Here is a 17,591-nt window from a genome sequence, read left to right as displayed (position 1 = left end):
CAATCAATAGATTGCGCAGAGAAAATCCCCCAAAAGTTCAAGCTGAATCGCGCTAAAAGTACGTCTAAGCAAAGACTATGGCGAATAAGATTAGGCTTCTACTCTAATTCAAAAAGCTTAAAAACTTCATAAAGTTTCTAAGTGAAAAGATGCACTCTAATTTTTCTAACAAAACTTTCATTCTTGACTTAGGTAGCTATCACCAAATTAGCTGAAATGGGATCTACTATGACAAAACTTCCGCCAATAACCAAGCGCGGATCCTAGCAGTTCTCAAGGAGAAGACAATGAAAAAATATGTTCTTTCTGCACTAACTATTGCACTAGCTACAATTGCCTTTGCTCCTGTGGCCAGTGCCTCTAGCCAAACTAACCTCCGTGGCTTAGCTGCCGAAAAAGGCAGACCTGTAACCATGAGTGAACTTATTCAGCATAACCGTGATTATAGGGGTTCATAGACTTTTTTTAAGTGATAGCGCTTCAAATCGCTATCACTCATCAAGATGTCGCTCATCTCAATAGACTCTAAAGCCACCATTGCTCAAAAGCCTGGTGGCTTTTTTGGAAAAGCATATAGTGTCTCGTTATGTTTAAGAAGATCTAACAAGCAAAGTACTATATAGCCCCTCTTAATCAAGTGAGGCACAGCAGAAAATTGAAAATCTTGCTGCATGGCAGCCTTATCTCTTGATTCGCACCTCACTAGAGTAGGGTGTGCTATATGATTTAATGGCCATAAACTTTGCTCTAATTTTTCTAATAAAACTTTCATTATTAGCTTATGCAATTATCAGCCAATATTTGACCAGAAGATCTACGATGATAGGAGTTTCGCTGATGAATGCAAGGCGAAATCTAGTTGCTTTCATAGAGAATAAAATGAAAAAGTACTTTCTTTCCGTGCTGACAATTGCAATGGCTTCAATGGTGCTATCGCCTGTGGCAAGTGCTTCAGGACAGACAAATCTTAATGATTTATCTGCTGATCTGAATGGGGATGGCATTGTCTCCCTTGGCGAACTTAGGTTTCACAACGCTGAATACAGAGGGAAATAGTCAGCGATCGCCTTTGAGAAAAGCAAAAAGAGTAATGACTCTTTAGTTTCTTCAGGGGGCAGCTTCTCTTCACAGACAGATTCAAGTTACCTTACTCACTCTAAAAACTGCAAAGCCCACCGTAGATTAACGCTACGATGGGCTTTTTTTTGACTTTAATTTACTTTATATTTCAGAAAAAGTCTAACCGGGGTATTTGAGCAGATCTGCAAAAACTAGTCTAAATAAGGTTGTTCAGTTGCTCTTTGTATTGCAGCCAACGACCGATTGTAGTCTATGATGGCGTTTGCTAAATTGCCTTCTGCTTCAGCTAAATCCCCAATGGCACTTAATACGTCTAGTTGAGTGCCTACACCTGCATTAAACCGCAAGTTGGCCAATCGAAGTGCCTCCTGCGCTTGCTGTACCGCTACAGTAGCCGTAGTGATATTTTCTTGATTAGCCGTTAAATTAAAATAAGCATCTTCAACTTCCAAGCGAATACTGTTGCGAGTTTGGGAGAACTGAGTTTCTGCAATTTCAGACTCCTTATCTTGCTGAGCCGCCGATGCTGAAGCAGCACCCCCATCAAAGAGTTGCCACTGTAATCTAGCGCCCACGCTGAACCCATCATTCAGTGCCGTTGAATTGCCGCTCAAAGCCTGCTGAAGGCCGTAGTTGGCAACTAAGCTAAGGTTAGGTCTTACCGCTGCCAGGGCAATTTGTCTCTGGCGTTGGGCAATCGTGCGTTGGGCCAAAACCTGCGATAGCTCAACGCGACTTTGATAGGCCAGTACAATACTTTCCTCTAAGGTCAGCGGCCAGCCTCCAGCAATTTCGACAGGCAACGTCTCAACATTTACTGAAGCTGGTAAATTTAGCCTGCGTGATAGTTGTCTCTGCGCAATTTGTCGTTGGCTTTGAACCTGCGTCAAGTCTTGGCGGGCATTGGCCACCTGCACTTCTGCCCGTAGCACGTCAAACTGAGTGCCTACGCCAGCACGCTCTCTTAAAATTGTGTCCTGTAGATTGCGCTCCGCTTCATCTAAAAAGGCCTGGCTAATCCGAATTTGCTCAACGGTCAGCTGTAAGGCGTAATAATCATTGGCGGTATCGAGCAGCAGTTGAGCCCTACGCCGGTTGATATCTAGTTCAGCGACCCGAATTTGCTCTTCGGCTACTTGTATTCTGGCTTGTCTACCCCCTGACAAGCCCAAGTCATAAAGGGCCTCAAGGTCTCCTCTTAAAGTCGTTTGGTTGTCATTCTCTTCGCTATTACTTTGTAATGTTGATGCTAAACCAACGGTTGGATACAGTTCTGCTCTAGCTTCTCTAAGGGCAAACTGACTGCGTTCTAGCTCTAGTAAGGCAATCTGAAGATCTTCGTTGTTGCGCAATGCTAGCTCAAAAGCTTCTTCTATAGAGAGAGTCTCTGTCGTAGTAATTTCAACAACTTCTGGCTGAGTTGGCAAAAATAGCGGACTAGGCTCAGGGGAAAGACGGTCAAGTCGTGAGGTATCTTCTCCTGGCTGAGGCAAAGATTGAGCAAGGGCTCTAGATGCAGTCAGGGGAGCAACATCCAACGCAATCACCATGGCCAGACTGGCTAGGGTAGATGTAGAAAGTCGACAATTTTGACGCATGTTTAACAAAGAAATGAGTGCTCTTAAATCAACAAATAAACTACGCCAAAGCTAGAGAGAGGGAATTTCTAGATCGCCCCCTAGCAGCAGTCTTGAGAATGTATCCAAACCCTCGAATGGTGTGGATTAGCCGTTCTTTTTGACCGTCTTCCATCTTTTTTCGCAGAGAGCAAATGTAAAACTGGAGCACGTTGCTCTCATGGCCAAGATCGCAGTCGTAGCTCCAAACAGCATCAATGATCTGTGTTTTTTTAAGCGCTTCCTTAGGGTGCTCAAGAAAGTAAGCCAGTAAATCGAACTCCTTGGCTGTCAGGGTTAATTCATGACCGCCTCGATATACCGTCCGGCTGTAGTGGCTGAGTGTCACATCAGAGAAGACAAGTATTCTCGATGCATCTTCGCTATTGTTTCTCCTTAAAAAAACTTTAATGTGAGCCAAAACTAAATCTAGACTTATGGGTGTAGTGACATAGGCATCAGCCCCTGCTTCTAGAACAGCCGCTTGCTTTTGAGGAGTAGTGTCCTTATCGATATAGAGAATGGGAATTGGATTGCCTGTAGTCCTTAGCCTTCTGCATATATCAATAGCTGTTAAATCAGAAATAGACGAGCTAATAATTAGCGCGTCTGGCTCAATTTGGCGAACGTTGACAAGGCCGCTAAAACCATCTTGATAAACACTGACGAGGTAGCTCTCTTGGATTAGCTCGGACTCAATTAAACGAGAAAAGCTAGATTCATTTTCTATGACAAGAATATGTTTGGCCATATAAACCCACCTCACTCTCTAAAGTGAAAGCACCAGAAAGCAGGGCAAAATAAAGCCTATTCTAGGCGCTAGAACATAGGCTCTTCTTAACACTCTTAGCATCAAGCTTTCTGAGTCTTTCAGTGTTTGTCGCTACAGTATGGCAAGTAAAAATGAAATGAACGTGAAAACTCTACTCAATTCAGAAAGTGTTTTTTTGTCTCGTCCAGTCGTTGCGATTAAGGCGATTGCGGAAAAAGCTTAGTATTGTTGGCCAGATGGCATCTAGATAAGGTGCTGCAATAGGTTTCCCGCATCTGATTATTTAGTCACATCGACAGTTTTTTGCTTGTTGAGTTCTAAAAATTAAGGCCAGAAAATATTCCATGAAAAACAGGCCTCAGTTTTTGGAGTGAGGCCTGCCAAATTTTATTCGTCAACGAAATTACTGGCCGTACCAGTCTTTTCGCCACTGCTCCATTTGATCAATTTCGACCTGCTGGGTCGATACAATATCTTGGGCGAGTTGTTGAACGTCTGGTCGGCTACTTTTCTCTAGGGCATCTTGCGCCATAGCTAATGCCCCCTCATGGTGGGGAATCATGCCATTGATAAAACGTAGGTCAAATTCATCATCGGCAGCGCCCAAGTCGCCACTCATCATCATGGTGGCCTGCATATCAGGCGTCATAGCCATGGAATGTCCCATGGCTGCATGGTACATGACGGGCTCTTGGCTGGCATTTGGGTACCACGCTTGTCGCCATTGCTGCATGCGGTCAATCTCGACCTGCTGAGCGGCGATGATCTCCTCTGCCAACTGCTTGACTTCATCACGCTGCGAATTTTGCAAAGCCGATTCAGCCATCATGACTGCACCCTGGTGATGCAAAATCATGCCGTCAATAAACCGTAAGTCGAACTCCTCGTCACTAGGGCCGAGATCCATCATCATGGAATGGTCGGCCATGGGTTCATCTCCCATGGGCATAGCGGCAGAGTCTGATTCTTTAGGTGCCGGGGATGACGTGCCGCACGCGCTCACCATTACAGGTAGGGACACCAGTCCGCCCACTACTATCCACGAAGCTAATAGTCGTCTCAGAGTCATCGGATGTCAAACCTCTTTTTCATCACAAAGGCGATTGCTCGCTTTCAAGCGCGCTGACGCGCCCGGCACAACTGTCGGTTCTAAGTTTGACACTCAAAAATGAAATGCGGGTGAAATGGAACAGGTCTGAGCAAAATGACAGGACTCTGTCATGATCCAGAATCCATTTCACTTGATACAGCCATTGTTGATCGCACATTTGCCAAACAACAGCGTCCCTGGGGATTGTTCACCTCGCAGCCGCAGCGCTGGGCTTGAATATGGGCCGTAATGTCGTCAAGGGCGCGTCGGTTGGTCGGATTGCGGAGCTGCTGCCGTCGCCAGTCAAAGCAGTAGCACACCGGCACTTCCGGGCCAGGATCTTTGGCAAAGACCGGCACCTTGAGGCGATCGGTTTCAAAGGTTTGCCCGTCGGCACCAAAGTAAACCACCGGGCAGTCAGGGCTAGCGCAAAATCGGTAGCTCTGCTGGGCGTTGAGCTGCGCCAGAGCACTGGGCACCAGCAAACTCTTAAGGGTAATCAGCGGCACGGGTTTGCCCTTAGCCCTATTGCGGGGGCAGTGTTGAGGGGATTGCGTGGCGGTAGTTGGTTGGTCAGTACAACAGTCGCTCATCAGTGGTCTCCTAAATGGACTTTTCCTGAATTGATCTACTTCGCACAGCAGCGGCGATGCTGTCGATAGGCCACCACTGTTAGAGCAATCAAGACGCCCAACAGCGGCAGCAGGACAACATTGAGATAGCCTACCCAGACCGCCAATCCTAGGGGACTGAGTAGAATCACCAGCATCGGTGTAAAGCAGCAGAGGGCCACCACTACGGTGCCAATTAGACTAGCGATCAAGGTGTTTCTAGGGGGCATGGGATACCTGTTCAATAAAGCCGCAGATGGTTCCCTGACAAAGGGTTTCGGTTGGAACAGTAGCATCGTCGGGAAGTTGTGCCGCCAGGTTAGCGTAGTAGGTAGCCAGTTCCTGGCGGAGGGCTTGCAGCTCGGCAATTTGTTGATCGAGCTGCTGGAGATGGCTGGACACCATCGCTTTAAGCTGTTGGCAGGGCGCTGTGCCCCCGGCACGCAACGCAATCAGCTGACCAATTTCCGTCAGCGATAGCCCTAGCCGCTTGGCTTTTTGGATAAAGCGCAGCCGCTCCACATCGGCAGTTCCGTAGAGGCGATACTGAGCCGCGCTGCGCTGGGGGGCTTGCAGCAGCCCCAGCTGCTCGTAATAGCGAATGGTGGAAGCGGGCACCCCAGCGGCCCGACTCAGATCGCGAATTAACATGACGGTGGTTCTACCCCTGCCCTATCCCCGTCGCCGCCAGAGCGTCGCGGGAAATCGGCTGCTGTTGACGGCAACAGTCCACCAATTCGCCATCGACCACCACGGCGGGAAGCCGATGGATGCCGTAGTCCTCCAGTTTTTGACGAGCGGTGGCCGTGATTTGCTCACTGCGCACATCCCAAACTTGAATCTGGCAGGCTGTACAGCTCATCTGCTGCACCAGAGCCACGGCCTCGTCGCACCGAGGGCAACCGGCTACAAAAATTTCAACTTGTCGTTGAGTCATTTCATTACCTTGGAAGTTGTGTTCACTCTAAACCTTGAACCTAGCTTCAAGGTCAAGGGGGAGGCTAAACTCCGATTCGGTATGACAATTTACCAAACGCCCTTGACTCTCTAACGACTTTAGGGTTTAGCCTGAGATGACGGTTAATGCGGCAACTGATGCGAGGCCTCTATTGTGGATCCTTTGGATATAAACCCTTCAGATCTTAGAATCTCAGCAGACTTGGCCTCAGAAGTGTTGGCGCTGGCAGCACGACTACAGGCTGAGCAGCAAAGCAGCTACTCCCTGGAGGAATTAGTTGACACAGGAGCCGAGGCTAACATTGGGCCGGAGTATATTTGTCAGGCAGCGCAACAGATTCAATCACAACAGATTCAGGCGACATTACGCCCTGCCAGCTTCTCTTGGCTAGCTAAGGGCGGTGCGATGGCGGCAGTAATTTTGGTCGCGCTATTCGGTATGTCGCTAATTGGCGGCTCCACCGGTATGGGCTGCCATGCCAGGATGGACGCGGTAGAGAGCCATCGCCGATAACCCAGAGCTAGCCGCAGCCCTAACCTAGCGACTGCGGCGTCTCAATTATGAAATAAATATGAAAAGTCCTCGCCATCCACTATGCTTGTGATTATGAAACAATTATGAAAAGCAATGGATTGGCATGTACAGCGGCGATCGCTCCTTGGAGCCGGGCTTCTAGGGGCTGGCACCTGGTTGGGTAGACGGTTTAGCCAACCGGCACTGGCTCAGGAGCGTGCCCAGACTGCTCCGGATCTTCATCACCAGGGCATGACTACCCTAGGCGAGGTTGATCACCTTAGAAATGGCTTTGACCCTCACGTACTGCTGACCCAGTGGAATGGAGGACATGTCTCAATGCTGCCTACTGGGCAGCGACTGCGAGAGTACGACATTACTGCCGTCGAGCGAGAAATTGAGGTGGCTCCGGGGGTGTTCTATCCCGCCTGGACGTACAACGACCAAGTGCCGGGGCCAACCATTCGGGTCACGGAGGGCGATCGCATTCGCATTCGCTTTACCAATCAGGGCACTCACCTACACACCCTGCACTTTCACGGCATTCATGGAGCCAGGCAGGATGGCATTCCAGGAGTGATGGAGGCTGCGCCGGGGCAAACAGTGACCTACGAGTTTGATGCAAAACCCTTTGGCTGCCACCTCTACCACTGTCATTCTGTGCCGTTTAAGCGCCATCTCCACAAAGGGCTCTACGGGGCCTTTATCGTTGACCCTGACCCTCAGTGGCACCCCGACCAGGCAGATGTTGCCCGATCGCGCCTGCTGGGCTCCCCAGAAAACCAGCGCTGGCAGGAGTTGATGATGGTGATGAACGCCTTTGACACCAATTTTGATGAGGAGAACGAAGTCTACGCGGTTAATTCCATTCCCCACGCCTATATGAAGCAGCCGATTCGCATTGAGCGCGATCGCCCAGTGCGCGTCTATCTAATTAACGTGACCGAGTTTGACCCGATTAACTCCTTTCACCTGCACGCCAATTTCTTCGACTACTACGACCATGGCACCACCCTAACCCCTACCCACCGCACCGTTGATACCGTCATGCTCTGTCAGGCGCAGCGGGGCATCATCGAATGCTCCTTTGTAGACTTTGAGCCAGGACTCTATATGTTTCACGCTCACCAAGCCGAATTTGCCGAACTGGGCTGGATGAGTGCCTTTGAGGTGGTGGCATGAAGGCTTTGCCCTGGCGCTGGGTGTTGCCGCCCCTCTTGTTGTCCGGGCTGGCAGCCCTGCTGCTGACCCTGAGCCCGGCCCGGTTGCTCAACTTGAATGCACCGCCGCTGGAGTCCCTGATTGTGGAGCGTACCGTGCTCAATGATCGGGGCATCACCCTCAAGGTGCGGGCGGAGGGTTCAGCTCCCATGACCATTGCCCAGGTTCAAGTGGATGGTGCCTATTGGGCATTTACCCAGCAGCCTCCTGGCCCGATCCGGAGACTGGCGACGGCAACGGTGCAAATTCCATACCCCTGGGTAGAGGGTGAAGCGCATCACGTTCAGTTCTTGACCAACACGGGTGTTGTCGTTGCCCACCCCATTGACGTTGCTCTACCTACACCCGCTCTGTCTCTGGCAACGCTGCTGGGCTATGGCTGGCTGGGGCTCTATGTGGGCCTGGTGCCGGTGGGGCTAGGCATGTTGTGCTACCCCTATTTGAAAGTGCTGGGCCAGCGGGGGCTGACCTTTGTTTTAACCCTGACATTGGGGATGCTAGCCTTTTTGCTGGTAGACACCTTGCAGGAAGGGCTGGAGCTGGCCGGAAAGGCGGCGATCGCGTTTCAAGGCCAAGCCCTGGTCTGGTTTGCAGCTACAGTGGCTGGTCTGGCCCTATTTGTCGTGGGCCGACGCCGAGGCAAACCGCCCGAAGGCTCTGCGCTCTCTACCTACATGGCCCTAGGTATTGGCCTGCACAATCTGGGCGAAGGGCTGGCGATCGGCACCGCCTTTGCCCTGGGGGAAATTGCCTTGGGTTCATTTCTGGTGATTGGCTTTACGCTCCACAACCTGACTGAAGGACTGGGCATTGTCGCGCCGCTGCTCAAGCAAAAACTGCGCTGGCAGACCTGTGTGGCGCTGGCCGCCCTGGCTGGACTCCCTGCTGTAGTGGGGCTGTGGGTGGGGGCTTTTGCTTTTTCTCCCCATTGGGCGGCCCTATTCTTGGGCATTGGTGCAGGAGCGATTTTGCAGGTGATTGTAGAACTAGGCACTTACCTACAGCAGCAACTGCATCGGTCAAGTCTCTCTGGCTTGGCAGGGCTGAGTTTGGCTGGCTTTACGACCGGGCTACTTGTGATGTACAGCACCGCGCTGCTGGTAAAATTTTAGCCAGACAACCTAGCCACCACTTGTTTGAGCGCTACAAGCGCGTTAGATCTGGTGTGGGCTAGGTTGCTGGTACAGGTATGAGTCCGTGTACTGCCCAAGCTGGAAAGACGCTTTTAGCATGGGCACTGCGGGCGGCTTGAGAGGCTATCTGGTCTCTAAAACAGCCTTATCGTCTTTAGCTTAGTCGCAGTTAGAGGGGGGGCAATCAGGGGTGGGGAACAGGCAGGGGGCGGCAGCAGCAACGCCAGCCACGGCAGCGGTCAGAACAAGGGCAGAAACAGCCGCCAGGGAGAGCCTCTTAATCTGAGGAACTTTGAGCATCGGAATTGACCTCTTTGGTAAGAATGGTGAATCAAACGGCCTCTAGACGAGACTTTCCATAAGGTAAACCCTGAGGTTGGCTTGAGAGTCAACCCCCCAAACTTGCACTAAGCTAGCTCTAGCGACAATGGTCGCGCATCCCCAATCGGTCTTTTTCTAAAAGGATGGCCTGCTCAGACAATGAAGAAACTCCTCAAAATAGGCGAGCTGGCCAAACAGGCCCACGTGACGGTAGCCACCATTCGCTACTACGAGTCGCTGCACCTACTAGAATCGGTGAGCAAAGCTGAGAATGGCTATCGCTATTACGATGACGAAGCCGTTACTCGTCTGCTATTCATTAAGCAGGCCCAGACATTGCAGTTTTCCCTGGCAGAAATTCAGCAGGTGTTTGATGTTCGCAAGCAGGGGGAGCCGGTCTGCACCCTGGTTAAAACGCTAATCGACTGCAAAATTGCGACCCTGGAGCAAGAAATTCAGCAGGCCACCGCCCGTAAAACCATGCTAGAAACCTACCGCACGAGCTGGGCCGCCCGTCCTCTAGACAAGCCATCCGACGTTAAAATTTGCAGCCTGATTGAAGAAGTGGGCCTGGCTCTGAATTGTCTAGAGGCTATTTGAGAAACTGTCCGATCAAGCCTAATTTATTACAAATAAGCTTAAAGCCATGAACTATTATAGTCCCTCGAATTGGCTAAATTTACCCGAGGTCAATATTGCCATATTCTCTTATCTGCTGTCTTTCTTTTGGGAAATTCAGCAAATGCGGTTTTACCAAATTCCGGCTGGATACTCCCACTTCGATATAGTCAGAAATTGCACCCTCGCTACAGTCGGAGATGTCGTAATTATATTGATTGCATTTTGGGCCGTTGCAGCTCTATCGAAGTCTCGTCAATGGTTACGTTACCCAAACCGTAGCCAAATGGGTGTTTTTATCCTCGTAGGAGTGGTTATCACCGTTGTTGCCGAAGCCTTGGCTACTGGCCCCCTCAATCGGTGGACTTATGCCGAGTCCATGCCAACAATTCCGATTTTAGGCACTGGGTTAGTGCCATTGTCAATGTGGTTTCTAGTGCCTCCGCTCACCATTTGGTTTGCCAGGCGTCAAATTCAGCCTGTAAGGTCATAACATTCAGATCCAATCGTTCGAGATTTAACCAGAGCGAAGGATAACTAATACTGTCCCAGATTCATGGTGAAGTACATAGTTGCTAACCTTTCTGGAAGAGAGTCGCTGAGAATATTACAAGGCTCATGATAATGAGGTATACAGGTTTCTTTGCTATGGGGAATCTTACGCGTTATGGTGAGACTCCTGTAGATGAGATAGTTTGGTCTGAGTGTTGCGATGACCCCACGGGAGAAATGCAGGAGTCACTGCGGCATAATCACTAATCGACCGCAAAATTGCAACCACAGATACCCTAACCATGACCTGGTTTGAGCGATCGCAGCCCCTGCTAATTCTGCTTTCGGTGCTACTGGGGCTAGGTCTGGCGCAGATTGGCGACGTTGCTGCCCTGGCAGACCATCTCATTACACCGCTGTTGATGGGGATGCTGTACGCGGCGTTTCTGCCAATTCCGCTGCGGCACCTGGGTAGAGCTTTTGGCAACTACCGTGTGACCCTTGCCAGCCTGGCGGTCAACTTTGTTTGGACACCCCTGCTGGCTTGGGGTTTGGGGGCGCTGTTTCTGCGAGATGCGCCCGATTTGCGGGTGGGCCTGCTGATGTTGATGGTGACCCCTTGTACTGATTGGTATCTGGTGTTTACCGGCATTGCCAAGGGCAATGTCAGCCTCGCGACGGCTCTACTACCGCTGAACTTTGTCTTGCAGATGGTGCTGTTGCCCGTCTATCTGGCCCTATTTGCCCAGGCGCTGGTCTCACTCGATCTTGGGGTATTGGCGGGCAAAATAGCCACCGTTCTGCTGATTCCGCTGGCATTGGCGCTGCTGTCTCGCTACGGCATAAGCTGGCTAAGGGGGCCAACCAGGCCCCACCAAAAGCTGCCGCAGGTGGCGATGGTACAGCTCCTCTGTTTGAACTTGGCCGTTGTGGCTATCTTTGCCGCCGAAGGCGAGGCGTTACTTCAGCGTCTAGATCTGCTGCTGTGGTTGCTGCTGCCTATTGGTTCGTTTTTTGTGATTAACTTCGTGCTGGCTCAATGGCTGGGGCGGCGGTTGCGGCTGGCGTATCCAGAGGTAGTTTGCCTGACTTGCACGACCCTAGCGCGGAATTCTCCGGTGGCGCTGGCGGTGGCAGCAGCAGCCTTTGGCGATCGCCCTTTGATTGCCCTAACCCTGGTAATCGGCCCGCTGCTAGAGCTGCCGATTATGGCGCTGGTGGCCCATCTGCTGCTGCGCTCTCGCCCTGGCGATGGTTTGCCCCGCAGCAGGGAGAGTTGAGAGCTAGAGCGATCGCTGGGCGTACTGCAAAATGCCTGCGGCAATGCCCTGAGCCATGCGGCTGCGCCAGGCCGGGTCGTTGAAATTACGGGCATCTTGAGCCCCAGTGACAAACCCGGTCTCGACTAAAACCGATGGCATAGAGGTGTTTACGAGAACATGAAAACGAGCCTGGCGCACCCCGCGATCGGGCATGGTCACCAGACGCAAAATAGATTGATGAATCACCTGGGCGAGACGATTCCCTGAGCTGTGGTAGTAGGTCTCAAGCCCGTTTACCTCGGGCCTACTCAGGCTGATGGAGTTGGCGTGAATGCTGACAAAGAGATCGGCATTGGCCCGCTCGGCAATTTGCACCCGAGGGGCTAAGTCCATCTCCCGATCGTCGGAGCGAGTCAGAACCACCTGCGCACCGCTTTGTTCTAAAATTCTGGCGACTTCGTAGGCAATCGCCGAGACCACATCTTTTTCGCGCAGGCCACCCACGCCGATCGCCCCCGGATCTCGCCCGCCATGGCCTGGGTCGATCACAATGGTGACCGCCTGCTTGGGAATGCCGCTACTCGGTGGGGGCACCGCTGGGGTAGCCGGTATCATGGGCTCAGGCTGGGGGGGCACCACCGGAGCTTGAGACGGCGGTTGTACGGCAATGGGGGGCGACACAGCTGCGGGTGCCTGAGCCGATGCCGCGACTGGGCTGGCTGGGACAGCGGCGATCGCGACTCCCCTGGGCGGCAAAATCACAATGCCGCTGCCGTTGCTCACCGAGGCTTGCCATTCGGCACTGTTGGCGGGCACCGTGAGGGTAATTTGCAGAGTCGGCACCGCTGCGCTCACCGGCTGAATATCCCAAGCGGTGACCCCAAACTGATTGGCGGGTAGAGTTTGCCCGGTTAGGGCTGCCGCCACGGCAGCATTTTCGAGCTGAAGCACTACCTGAGTGCCACTGCTGCGCACGACCGTCAACCTTGGGCTTGCCCCAGAGGTGCGGATGAAAAAGCCATCGGGGGTAGTGCGTATGCCTTCAACCTGGGTAGCGGCTCCAGCGACTGGGGTGGCATTGACTTGGCTGGGGGTAGCCTGAGGAGGCGTTACACCTTGGGGCGGGGGCAGTTGCACTACCCACTGCTGTGGCGTTTCCCCCCGTACCACGACCTGGTCTGGGTTAAGGGTGTAGCCAGGGGCTAGCTCAATAACCAGCCGGGTAGTTTGAGCATCAACCTGCCCAATGCGAATAGCTTTAACAGCGCCGCCAACGGCCTGGTTAATCGTCCGCTGCTCTAGGGTGGTGCCGGGCAAGTCCACCACAATGCGGGTGGGGTTAAAGAGAAGCTGCGCCCTGGGCTGCACGGCGGCATCGGTCGAAAACTCTAGCCGGTTTTGCTGAGGGTCAAAGCGCCAGGTTCTAAACTGAGCGGCTTCGACTGGAAGCGCCAGCAGTAGCCCACCTACCATGCCGATTAGGCTCACCAGAGGTCGGTATTGTTTCATGCAGCATCTCACAGTGCGCTGGGTCAGCCTTTGATTTTGCCTGATTTTACGGCATCACGATCGCCCCTTTCATCTTGTTTCAGAGAAAATCTCATCCTCAAAACGGTCGCTACACTGTAGGAGGCAGGCTCTACCCCAAGCGTGAAGGTTCGCCTCAGAAACGCCATAGGCTCGGATTCATGGGGGCTCGGATTCATGGGGTTAGCTCAGCTTGTAAAGCGTCACAAGGCGCTGGTTTGCAGTCGTGCCTGGGCCTTACGGTACAGGCTCACGGTTAAGACCCATAGCTCAGTCGTGCGGTTAGGAGAGAAGCCATGCAGATCCAAAGAATGTTAGCGATCGCTCTAGGAATGGCCGTTGTGGTAGCCCCTGGAAGTGCTGTGGGGATAAGGCCTGCCCACGCGGTAGAGCAAGTTGCCGTCAATCTCCTGAATCAAGGCCGCCAGCAGGCGGAGCAGGGGCAGCTAGAGGCAGCGATCGCCACCTACAGCCAGGCGATTCAAGCCGATGCCAGCAGTGCTGATGCCTATTTCCATCGCGGCATTGCCTACCACGACCTGGGCGATTATCAGCTCGCCATCGCTGACTTTTCCAGAGCGCTTCAGCTTCGCCCCGACCATCCAGAAACCCTGTACAACCGGGGAGAAGCCCACGCTCACATGACCAATGCCGAGGCGGCGATCGCCGATCTGACCCAGGCCATTGCGCTAGCCCCTGATGTTGTCCAGCCCTATCTAGATCGCGGCCTTGTCTTGGCCGCCACCGGCAACTTACCCCAGGCCCTCAGCGACCTAGACGCCGCAATTGCCCTGGCCCCCGACAACGCCGATGCTTACTACAACCGAGGCAAAATTTATACCGAGCTGGGCAATGGCGAAGCCGCCCTCTCAGATTTCAATACCGCGCTCCGCCTCAACCCTGAGCTAGCTGAAGCCTACGGCAATCGCGGTATCTTGCAGTACCAGCTCGGCGACTCCCAAGCCGCCATGGCCGACTTGCGCCAGGCGGCGGCGCTGTTTCAGGCCCAGGGCGATCGCCAAGGCTATCAGCAAACCCTGTACTTCATGCAGCAGGTGCAGCAGGGGAGTGAGCAAACCCCGTGAGGTCAACGCCCTCAATCCTCTGAACAGATGTTCAGTGGTAACGATTCTCAGTATCATAGAGAAAAAGCCAGGAAACCTAATCGATGGCTCATTCTCGCTCTACAGAGAACTCTACAATTCAAGCCGTTGATGCCCCCAGTTGTGACGTCAGTTGTGACGAGTCGCTGGTGCATTTAGACAACGTTCGCCAGGTTCAGCCCGAGGTGCTCAGCACCGCAAAGGCCCAGCGGATGGCGGAGTTTTTTAGCGCCCTCTCTGACCCCCACCGGCTCAAGCTACTGTCGGCTCTAGCTCAGCAAGAACTCTGTGTGTGCGATCTGGCCGCTGCGGTGAAAATGGGTGAATCGGCGGTGTCGCACCAACTGCGGGTGCTGCGATCGCAGCGTCTAGTCACCTACCGTCGCCAAGGCCGCAACGTCTACTATGGCCTGGCTGACGATCACATCATGTCCCTCTACCGGGAAGTCGCCGCGCACCTAGATGAGTGACGTAATCCCTCTTTTGAAGGTTATCGAGTCACGGTGACTTCACTACGATCTGTAGGCAAAAATGTTCACTCTCACCCCCAAGCAAGTATTCATGTACTACATAGTCGAAACGACAAAACCCTTTGAACAGGCCGCCACCGATCTTGAATTGGCCGTTAAGCATCATGGCTTTGGCGTTCTCCATATTCACGACTTGGGGGCAACACTGCGTGGTAAAGGCATTGAGTTTGAAGCGCAGTGCAAGGTGTTTGAGGTTTGCAATCCGCAGCAAGCCGCCGCCGTCATGGCAACGGATATGCGACTGAATATGGCATTACCCTGTCGGATCTCGGTCTTTACCGAAAAAGGTACAACGAAGATCGGTTTGATCAAGCCTGCCCAAATGCTTGCAGCTCTGTCTCAGGATCCGGAATTAACTCGAATTGCTGAAGAGGTTGAAGAAAGAACTATCCAGATGGTTGATGAAGCAAAATAAGTAAAAGTTAAAAGTCCTCTTCCATAGTTGTTTGAATGCGGAAGAGGGGTGATGAAAACAGTTTTAGGCAGGCTAGCGTGGTCGGTTAAACCTCAAGTGGTTAACGTTCCAAGGACTGGTCTGCCCACGAAACCGGGTCTTCTGAAGGTTCTAGATGGGTGAATATAAATGTGCCGGGTAGAGAGCGGGCGATCGCCAGCTCAATTACTTCACAGAGGTCATGTCCCTGTTTGACCGTCCAACTACCTGGCACCAACACATGTACCGAGACAAACCGCCGGGCACCAGCCACCCGAGTTCTTAATGCATGAAATTGAATTCCCTCAGCCTCAAAAGGCTGCAAAGTATCGGCAACAATTTGACGCTCCTCAGCCGGTAAGGCCGTATCTAAAAGACCCATTCCCGTTTCGCGCAGCAATCTCAGCCCCGCCCAAACAATATTTGCCGCGACAACCAAGGCAATAATCGGGTCAAGAATTAGCCAACCCGTAGTGGGAATCAGAATTACCCCCACCACGACCCCTACCGATGTCCAGACATCGGTCAGTAGATGGTGTGCATCTGCCCGCAGAGTAATAGAGCGCAGCCGCCGACTGGCCCGCAGCATAACGATAGCCAACGTCCCATTGATCGCCGTTGCCGCCAGCGATAGGGCTAAGCCAATGCCCACCTGCTCTAGGGGTTGCGGGTCAAACAGCCGACCCCAGGCAGCAAAGGCAATGCTGCCCGCCGCCACCAAAATCAACACACTCTCGACGCCGCTAGAAAAATATTCCGCCTTGAAATGCCCAAAGGCATGGTCTTCATCCGGCGGTTTAGCCGCAAACGTCACGGCCCAGGTCGCGACGATCGCAGCCACCAGGTTCACCACCGATTCAGCAGCATCAGACAGTAGTCCCACCGAACCAGTCAGCAGGTAGGCCGTTGTTTTCAGCAAAATTGTTAAAACAGCAGCCCCGATGGAGAGCAGCGTGTAAAACCGAGCCGAGCGGTTTCCCATGGTAAATCTTGAATGCAGCAGAGAAGCCAAGCTCTACTGAGTAAGCCTACAGCAGTTAAACGCGTTTACGCAGCAGTAGCGATCAGGATCTGTCCTATGCCCCTTTATCTGTTGTAGACGCTCTAAGCATGAGTACTAAAACTAAACGAAGTATCGTTGCTTAGGGCTATCTATAGCTTTTAGGGCCGAGTCAGATAGCAGTGGCAATCTGGCTTCTCAAGCAGTGTTTCGATTAAGGCGTTCAAAGTTACAGCAGCCAAGAGCCCGCCGCCAAGGCTTCCTTGAATCGTAATGTAAGGGATGGATGTTGCCATCAGTCGCCGCTTGGCAGCAGGGGCGTGATTAAAGCCAATAGGCATACCAATTACCAGAGCCGGTTGAAAACGCTGTTGCTCTATTAACTGACAGACGGTGAGCAGCACTGAAGGGGCATAGCCAATGACCAGCACACTACCGGATAGACAGTCATGTAATGGTTGCTGCCAGCGTTTCTGGAGCCAAAAAGCCTGTTCAGCCTCGTTGGCGGCGGTAATGTGAGGATCGTCAATCAAGGTTGTAACCGGACAGCCCAAAGCGGCTAGCCGAGTTTGATCAATCGCCGTGGCTACCACAGGCACATCGGTAATGATCTCACACCCACTGCTGAGAGCGGTGCGTGCTGCGGCGATCGCATCGCCACTAATTTGGATGAGGTTAACTAAGCTCACATCACCGCAGGCCAGCACCAGCTGTTGGATCAAATGCTGGGTAATTTCAGAATAGTGCGAGAGGTTAGGCAGCAGGCGCTGAAGCGATTCCTGAAAGGCTTCGGGGTGGGCGGTGGTTTCGGCATCGAGGCTAGCCCAGAGCTGATCGATCTGGCTTAGACCCGCCTGGGTGTCTACATCGAGCTGCTTGAGCTGAGCCAGAGCTTGAGCCTGGGTGCGTTGACAATCTAGATCGCGCCCCAGCAGCCCCTCCAGGGCCGAAGCGGTATGGCGCAGGCGGGCAATCTGCTGCATCACAGCCTGATACTGCTGCTGTAGCTGGGTCATTAGGCTCGCGTCTGCGGTGGCTTCAGAGTCACTCTCTAGAATTTGCCCAATGTGAGAGAGCTGAAAGCCCTGCTGTTTAAGCGCTATCACTCGCTGTAATCGCTGTATATCCCGCTGGGTGTAAAGTCGGTAGTTGCTCTCTGAGCGGGGAACGGGAGGCAGTAACCCCAGGGTGTGATAGTGCCGCACCATGCGAGGGGTGACGCCTCCGCCTACCGCATCAGTGAGTTCTTTGATGGTCAGAAATTCAGTCGTCATAGGCTTAGCTTACGCTAAACCTTGACATTGGTGTCAA

Annotated in this window: 19 protein-coding genes; 9 read left to right on the top strand and 10 right to left on the bottom strand. The window is 52.6% G+C overall.

Annotated features, from left to right (window positions below):
• The first annotated feature begins 287 nt into the window (after positions 1-287).
• Together NF78_RS30950 and NF78_RS29200 are read left to right on the top strand one after the other, a co-directional pair.
• Entirely contained in the window at positions 288-458 is a 171-nt protein-coding gene (locus NF78_RS30950; RefSeq protein WP_156119688.1) for a hypothetical protein, read from the top strand.
• Positions 459-729: 271 nt separating this feature from the next.
• Positions 730-1,056, top strand: a complete 327-nt coding sequence (locus NF78_RS29200) for a hypothetical protein (RefSeq protein ID WP_146150485.1) — start codon at positions 730-732, stop codon at positions 1,054-1,056.
• Positions 1,057-1,271: 215 nt separating this feature from the next.
• Here the strand turns inward: NF78_RS29200 and NF78_RS07275 are convergent, their stop codons facing one another.
• From NF78_RS07275 to NF78_RS29195, 7 genes are all read right to left on the bottom strand, one after another.
• Positions 1,272-2,630 carry a TolC family protein gene (locus tag NF78_RS07275; protein WP_197064784.1) on the bottom strand — a complete coding sequence of 453 codons (1,359 nt, stop codon included), beginning with the start codon at positions 2,628-2,630 and terminating at the stop codon, positions 1,272-1,274.
• 88 nt (positions 2,631-2,718) lie between these two features.
• Positions 2,719-3,447 carry a response regulator transcription factor gene (locus NF78_RS07270; RefSeq protein ID WP_052049938.1) on the bottom strand — a complete coding sequence of 243 codons (729 nt, stop codon included), beginning with the start codon at positions 3,445-3,447 and terminating at the stop codon, positions 2,719-2,721.
• 424 nt (positions 3,448-3,871) lie between these two features.
• The gene (locus tag NF78_RS07265; protein ID WP_263970561.1) at positions 3,872-4,474 is read right to left on the bottom strand and encodes a DUF305 domain-containing protein; all 603 of its coding nucleotides are present in this window, start codon (positions 4,472-4,474) and stop codon (positions 3,872-3,874) included.
• Positions 4,475-4,686: 212 nt separating this feature from the next.
• The gene (locus tag NF78_RS07260; RefSeq protein ID WP_035985533.1) at positions 4,687-5,151 is read right to left on the bottom strand and encodes a putative iron-sulfur cluster-binding metallochaperone; all 465 of its coding nucleotides are present in this window, start codon (positions 5,149-5,151) and stop codon (positions 4,687-4,689) included.
• Between the two features lie 35 nt (positions 5,152-5,186).
• Positions 5,187-5,399 (bottom strand): mercury resistance system transport protein MerF, encoded by a 213-nt coding sequence (gene merF / locus NF78_RS07255; protein WP_035985532.1) that lies wholly within the window; start codon positions 5,397-5,399, stop codon positions 5,187-5,189.
• Entirely contained in the window at positions 5,389-5,820 is a 432-nt protein-coding gene (locus NF78_RS07250) for a heavy metal-responsive transcriptional regulator (RefSeq protein ID WP_035985531.1), read from the bottom strand. Before NF78_RS07250 ends, merF begins: the two co-directional genes overlap by 11 nt.
• Positions 5,821-5,830: 10 nt before the next feature.
• The gene (locus NF78_RS29195) at positions 5,831-6,106 is read right to left on the bottom strand and encodes a thioredoxin family protein (RefSeq protein ID WP_072016006.1); all 276 of its coding nucleotides are present in this window, start codon (positions 6,104-6,106) and stop codon (positions 5,831-5,833) included.
• Positions 6,107-6,979: 873 nt separating this feature from the next.
• Between NF78_RS29195 and NF78_RS07235 the strand changes: the two genes are divergently transcribed.
• From NF78_RS07235 to NF78_RS07220, 4 genes are all read left to right on the top strand, one after another.
• Positions 6,980-7,822, top strand: coding sequence for a multicopper oxidase domain-containing protein (locus tag NF78_RS07235; RefSeq protein WP_263970560.1), 843 nt, complete (start codon positions 6,980-6,982; stop codon positions 7,820-7,822).
• The gene (locus tag NF78_RS07230) at positions 7,819-8,973 is read left to right on the top strand and encodes a ZIP family metal transporter (RefSeq protein ID WP_035985528.1); all 1,155 of its coding nucleotides are present in this window, start codon (positions 7,819-7,821) and stop codon (positions 8,971-8,973) included. Before NF78_RS07235 ends, NF78_RS07230 begins: the two co-directional genes overlap by 4 nt.
• A gap of 501 nt (positions 8,974-9,474) precedes the next feature.
• Entirely contained in the window at positions 9,475-9,915 is a 441-nt protein-coding gene (locus NF78_RS07225; protein ID WP_035985527.1) for a MerR family transcriptional regulator, read from the top strand.
• A gap of 812 nt (positions 9,916-10,727) precedes the next feature.
• Positions 10,728-11,705 (top strand): arsenic resistance protein, encoded by a 978-nt coding sequence (locus NF78_RS07220; protein ID WP_035985526.1) that lies wholly within the window; start codon positions 10,728-10,730, stop codon positions 11,703-11,705.
• A gap of 3 nt (positions 11,706-11,708) precedes the next feature.
• Here NF78_RS07220 and NF78_RS07215 read toward each other — a convergent pair whose 3' ends face one another.
• Complete coding sequence (locus tag NF78_RS07215) at positions 11,709-13,196, bottom strand: N-acetylmuramoyl-L-alanine amidase (RefSeq protein WP_035985525.1); 1,488 nt, start codon at positions 13,194-13,196, stop codon at positions 11,709-11,711.
• Positions 13,197-13,510: 314 nt separating this feature from the next.
• Between NF78_RS07215 and NF78_RS07210 the strand changes: the two genes are divergently transcribed.
• The 3 genes from NF78_RS07210 (at position 13,511) to NF78_RS07200 (ending at position 15,262) form a co-directional block, all read left to right on the top strand.
• Positions 13,511-14,299, top strand: a complete 789-nt coding sequence (locus tag NF78_RS07210; protein ID WP_035985524.1) for a tetratricopeptide repeat protein — start codon at positions 13,511-13,513, stop codon at positions 14,297-14,299.
• Positions 14,300-14,382: 83 nt separating this feature from the next.
• Positions 14,383-14,787, top strand: coding sequence for an ArsR/SmtB family transcription factor (locus NF78_RS07205; RefSeq protein ID WP_035985523.1), 405 nt, complete (start codon positions 14,383-14,385; stop codon positions 14,785-14,787).
• Positions 14,788-14,848: 61 nt separating this feature from the next.
• Positions 14,849-15,262, top strand: coding sequence for a DUF302 domain-containing protein (locus NF78_RS07200; protein ID WP_197064783.1), 414 nt, complete (start codon positions 14,849-14,851; stop codon positions 15,260-15,262).
• A 100-nt stretch (positions 15,263-15,362) separates the two neighbouring features.
• Here NF78_RS07200 and NF78_RS07195 read toward each other — a convergent pair whose 3' ends face one another.
• A complete protein-coding gene (locus NF78_RS07195) occupies positions 15,363-16,262 on the bottom strand; it encodes a cation diffusion facilitator family transporter (protein WP_035985522.1) in 900 nt (299 codons plus the stop codon).
• Positions 16,263-16,441: 179 nt separating this feature from the next.
• Positions 16,442-17,554 carry a precorrin-8X methylmutase gene (locus NF78_RS07190; RefSeq protein WP_035985521.1) on the bottom strand — a complete coding sequence of 371 codons (1,113 nt, stop codon included), beginning with the start codon at positions 17,552-17,554 and terminating at the stop codon, positions 16,442-16,444.
• Between the last annotated feature and the right edge of the window lie 37 nt (positions 17,555-17,591).

Source organism: Leptolyngbya sp. KIOST-1, from assembly GCF_000763385.1.
Taxonomy (GTDB): domain Bacteria; phylum Cyanobacteriota; class Cyanobacteriia; order Phormidesmidales; family Phormidesmidaceae; genus Nodosilinea.
This window is presented reverse-complemented; position numbering and strand designations above follow the sequence as displayed.

Coding starts and splice junctions, on each gene's coding strand:
- NF78_RS07270 (WP_052049938.1), bottom strand. CDS start 3,447: ATGGCCAAACATATTCTTGTCATAGAAAATGAATCTAGCTTTTCTCGT.
- NF78_RS07250 (WP_035985531.1), bottom strand. CDS start 5,820: ATGTTAATTCGCGATCTGAGTCGGGCCGCTGGGGTGCCCGCTTCCACC.
- NF78_RS07235 (WP_263970560.1), top strand. CDS start 6,980: ATGCTGCCTACTGGGCAGCGACTGCGAGAGTACGACATTACTGCCGTC.
- NF78_RS07210 (WP_035985524.1), top strand. CDS start 13,511: ATGCAGATCCAAAGAATGTTAGCGATCGCTCTAGGAATGGCCGTTGTG.
- NF78_RS29195 (WP_072016006.1), bottom strand. CDS start 6,106: ATGACTCAACGACAAGTTGAAATTTTTGTAGCCGGTTGCCCTCGGTGC.
- NF78_RS07220 (WP_035985526.1), top strand. CDS start 10,728: ATGACCTGGTTTGAGCGATCGCAGCCCCTGCTAATTCTGCTTTCGGTG.
- NF78_RS07275 (WP_197064784.1), bottom strand. CDS start 2,630: ATGGTGATTGCGTTGGATGTTGCTCCCCTGACTGCATCTAGAGCCCTT.
- NF78_RS07200 (WP_197064783.1), top strand. CDS start 14,849: ATGTTCACTCTCACCCCCAAGCAAGTATTCATGTACTACATAGTCGAA.
- merF (WP_035985532.1), bottom strand. CDS start 5,399: ATGCCCCCTAGAAACACCTTGATCGCTAGTCTAATTGGCACCGTAGTG.
- NF78_RS07195 (WP_035985522.1), bottom strand. CDS start 16,262: ATGGGAAACCGCTCGGCTCGGTTTTACACGCTGCTCTCCATCGGGGCT.
- NF78_RS30950 (WP_156119688.1), top strand. CDS start 288: ATGAAAAAATATGTTCTTTCTGCACTAACTATTGCACTAGCTACAATT.
- NF78_RS07190 (WP_035985521.1), bottom strand. CDS start 17,554: ATGACGACTGAATTTCTGACCATCAAAGAACTCACTGATGCGGTAGGC.
- NF78_RS07225 (WP_035985527.1), top strand. CDS start 9,475: ATGAAGAAACTCCTCAAAATAGGCGAGCTGGCCAAACAGGCCCACGTG.
- NF78_RS29200 (WP_146150485.1), top strand. CDS start 730: ATGGCCATAAACTTTGCTCTAATTTTTCTAATAAAACTTTCATTATTA.
- NF78_RS07205 (WP_035985523.1), top strand. CDS start 14,383: ATGGCTCATTCTCGCTCTACAGAGAACTCTACAATTCAAGCCGTTGAT.
- NF78_RS07230 (WP_035985528.1), top strand. CDS start 7,819: ATGAAGGCTTTGCCCTGGCGCTGGGTGTTGCCGCCCCTCTTGTTGTCC.
- NF78_RS07260 (WP_035985533.1), bottom strand. CDS start 5,151: ATGAGCGACTGTTGTACTGACCAACCAACTACCGCCACGCAATCCCCT.
- NF78_RS07265 (WP_263970561.1), bottom strand. CDS start 4,474: ATGGTGAGCGCGTGCGGCACGTCATCCCCGGCACCTAAAGAATCAGAC.
- NF78_RS07215 (WP_035985525.1), bottom strand. CDS start 13,196: ATGAAACAATACCGACCTCTGGTGAGCCTAATCGGCATGGTAGGTGGG.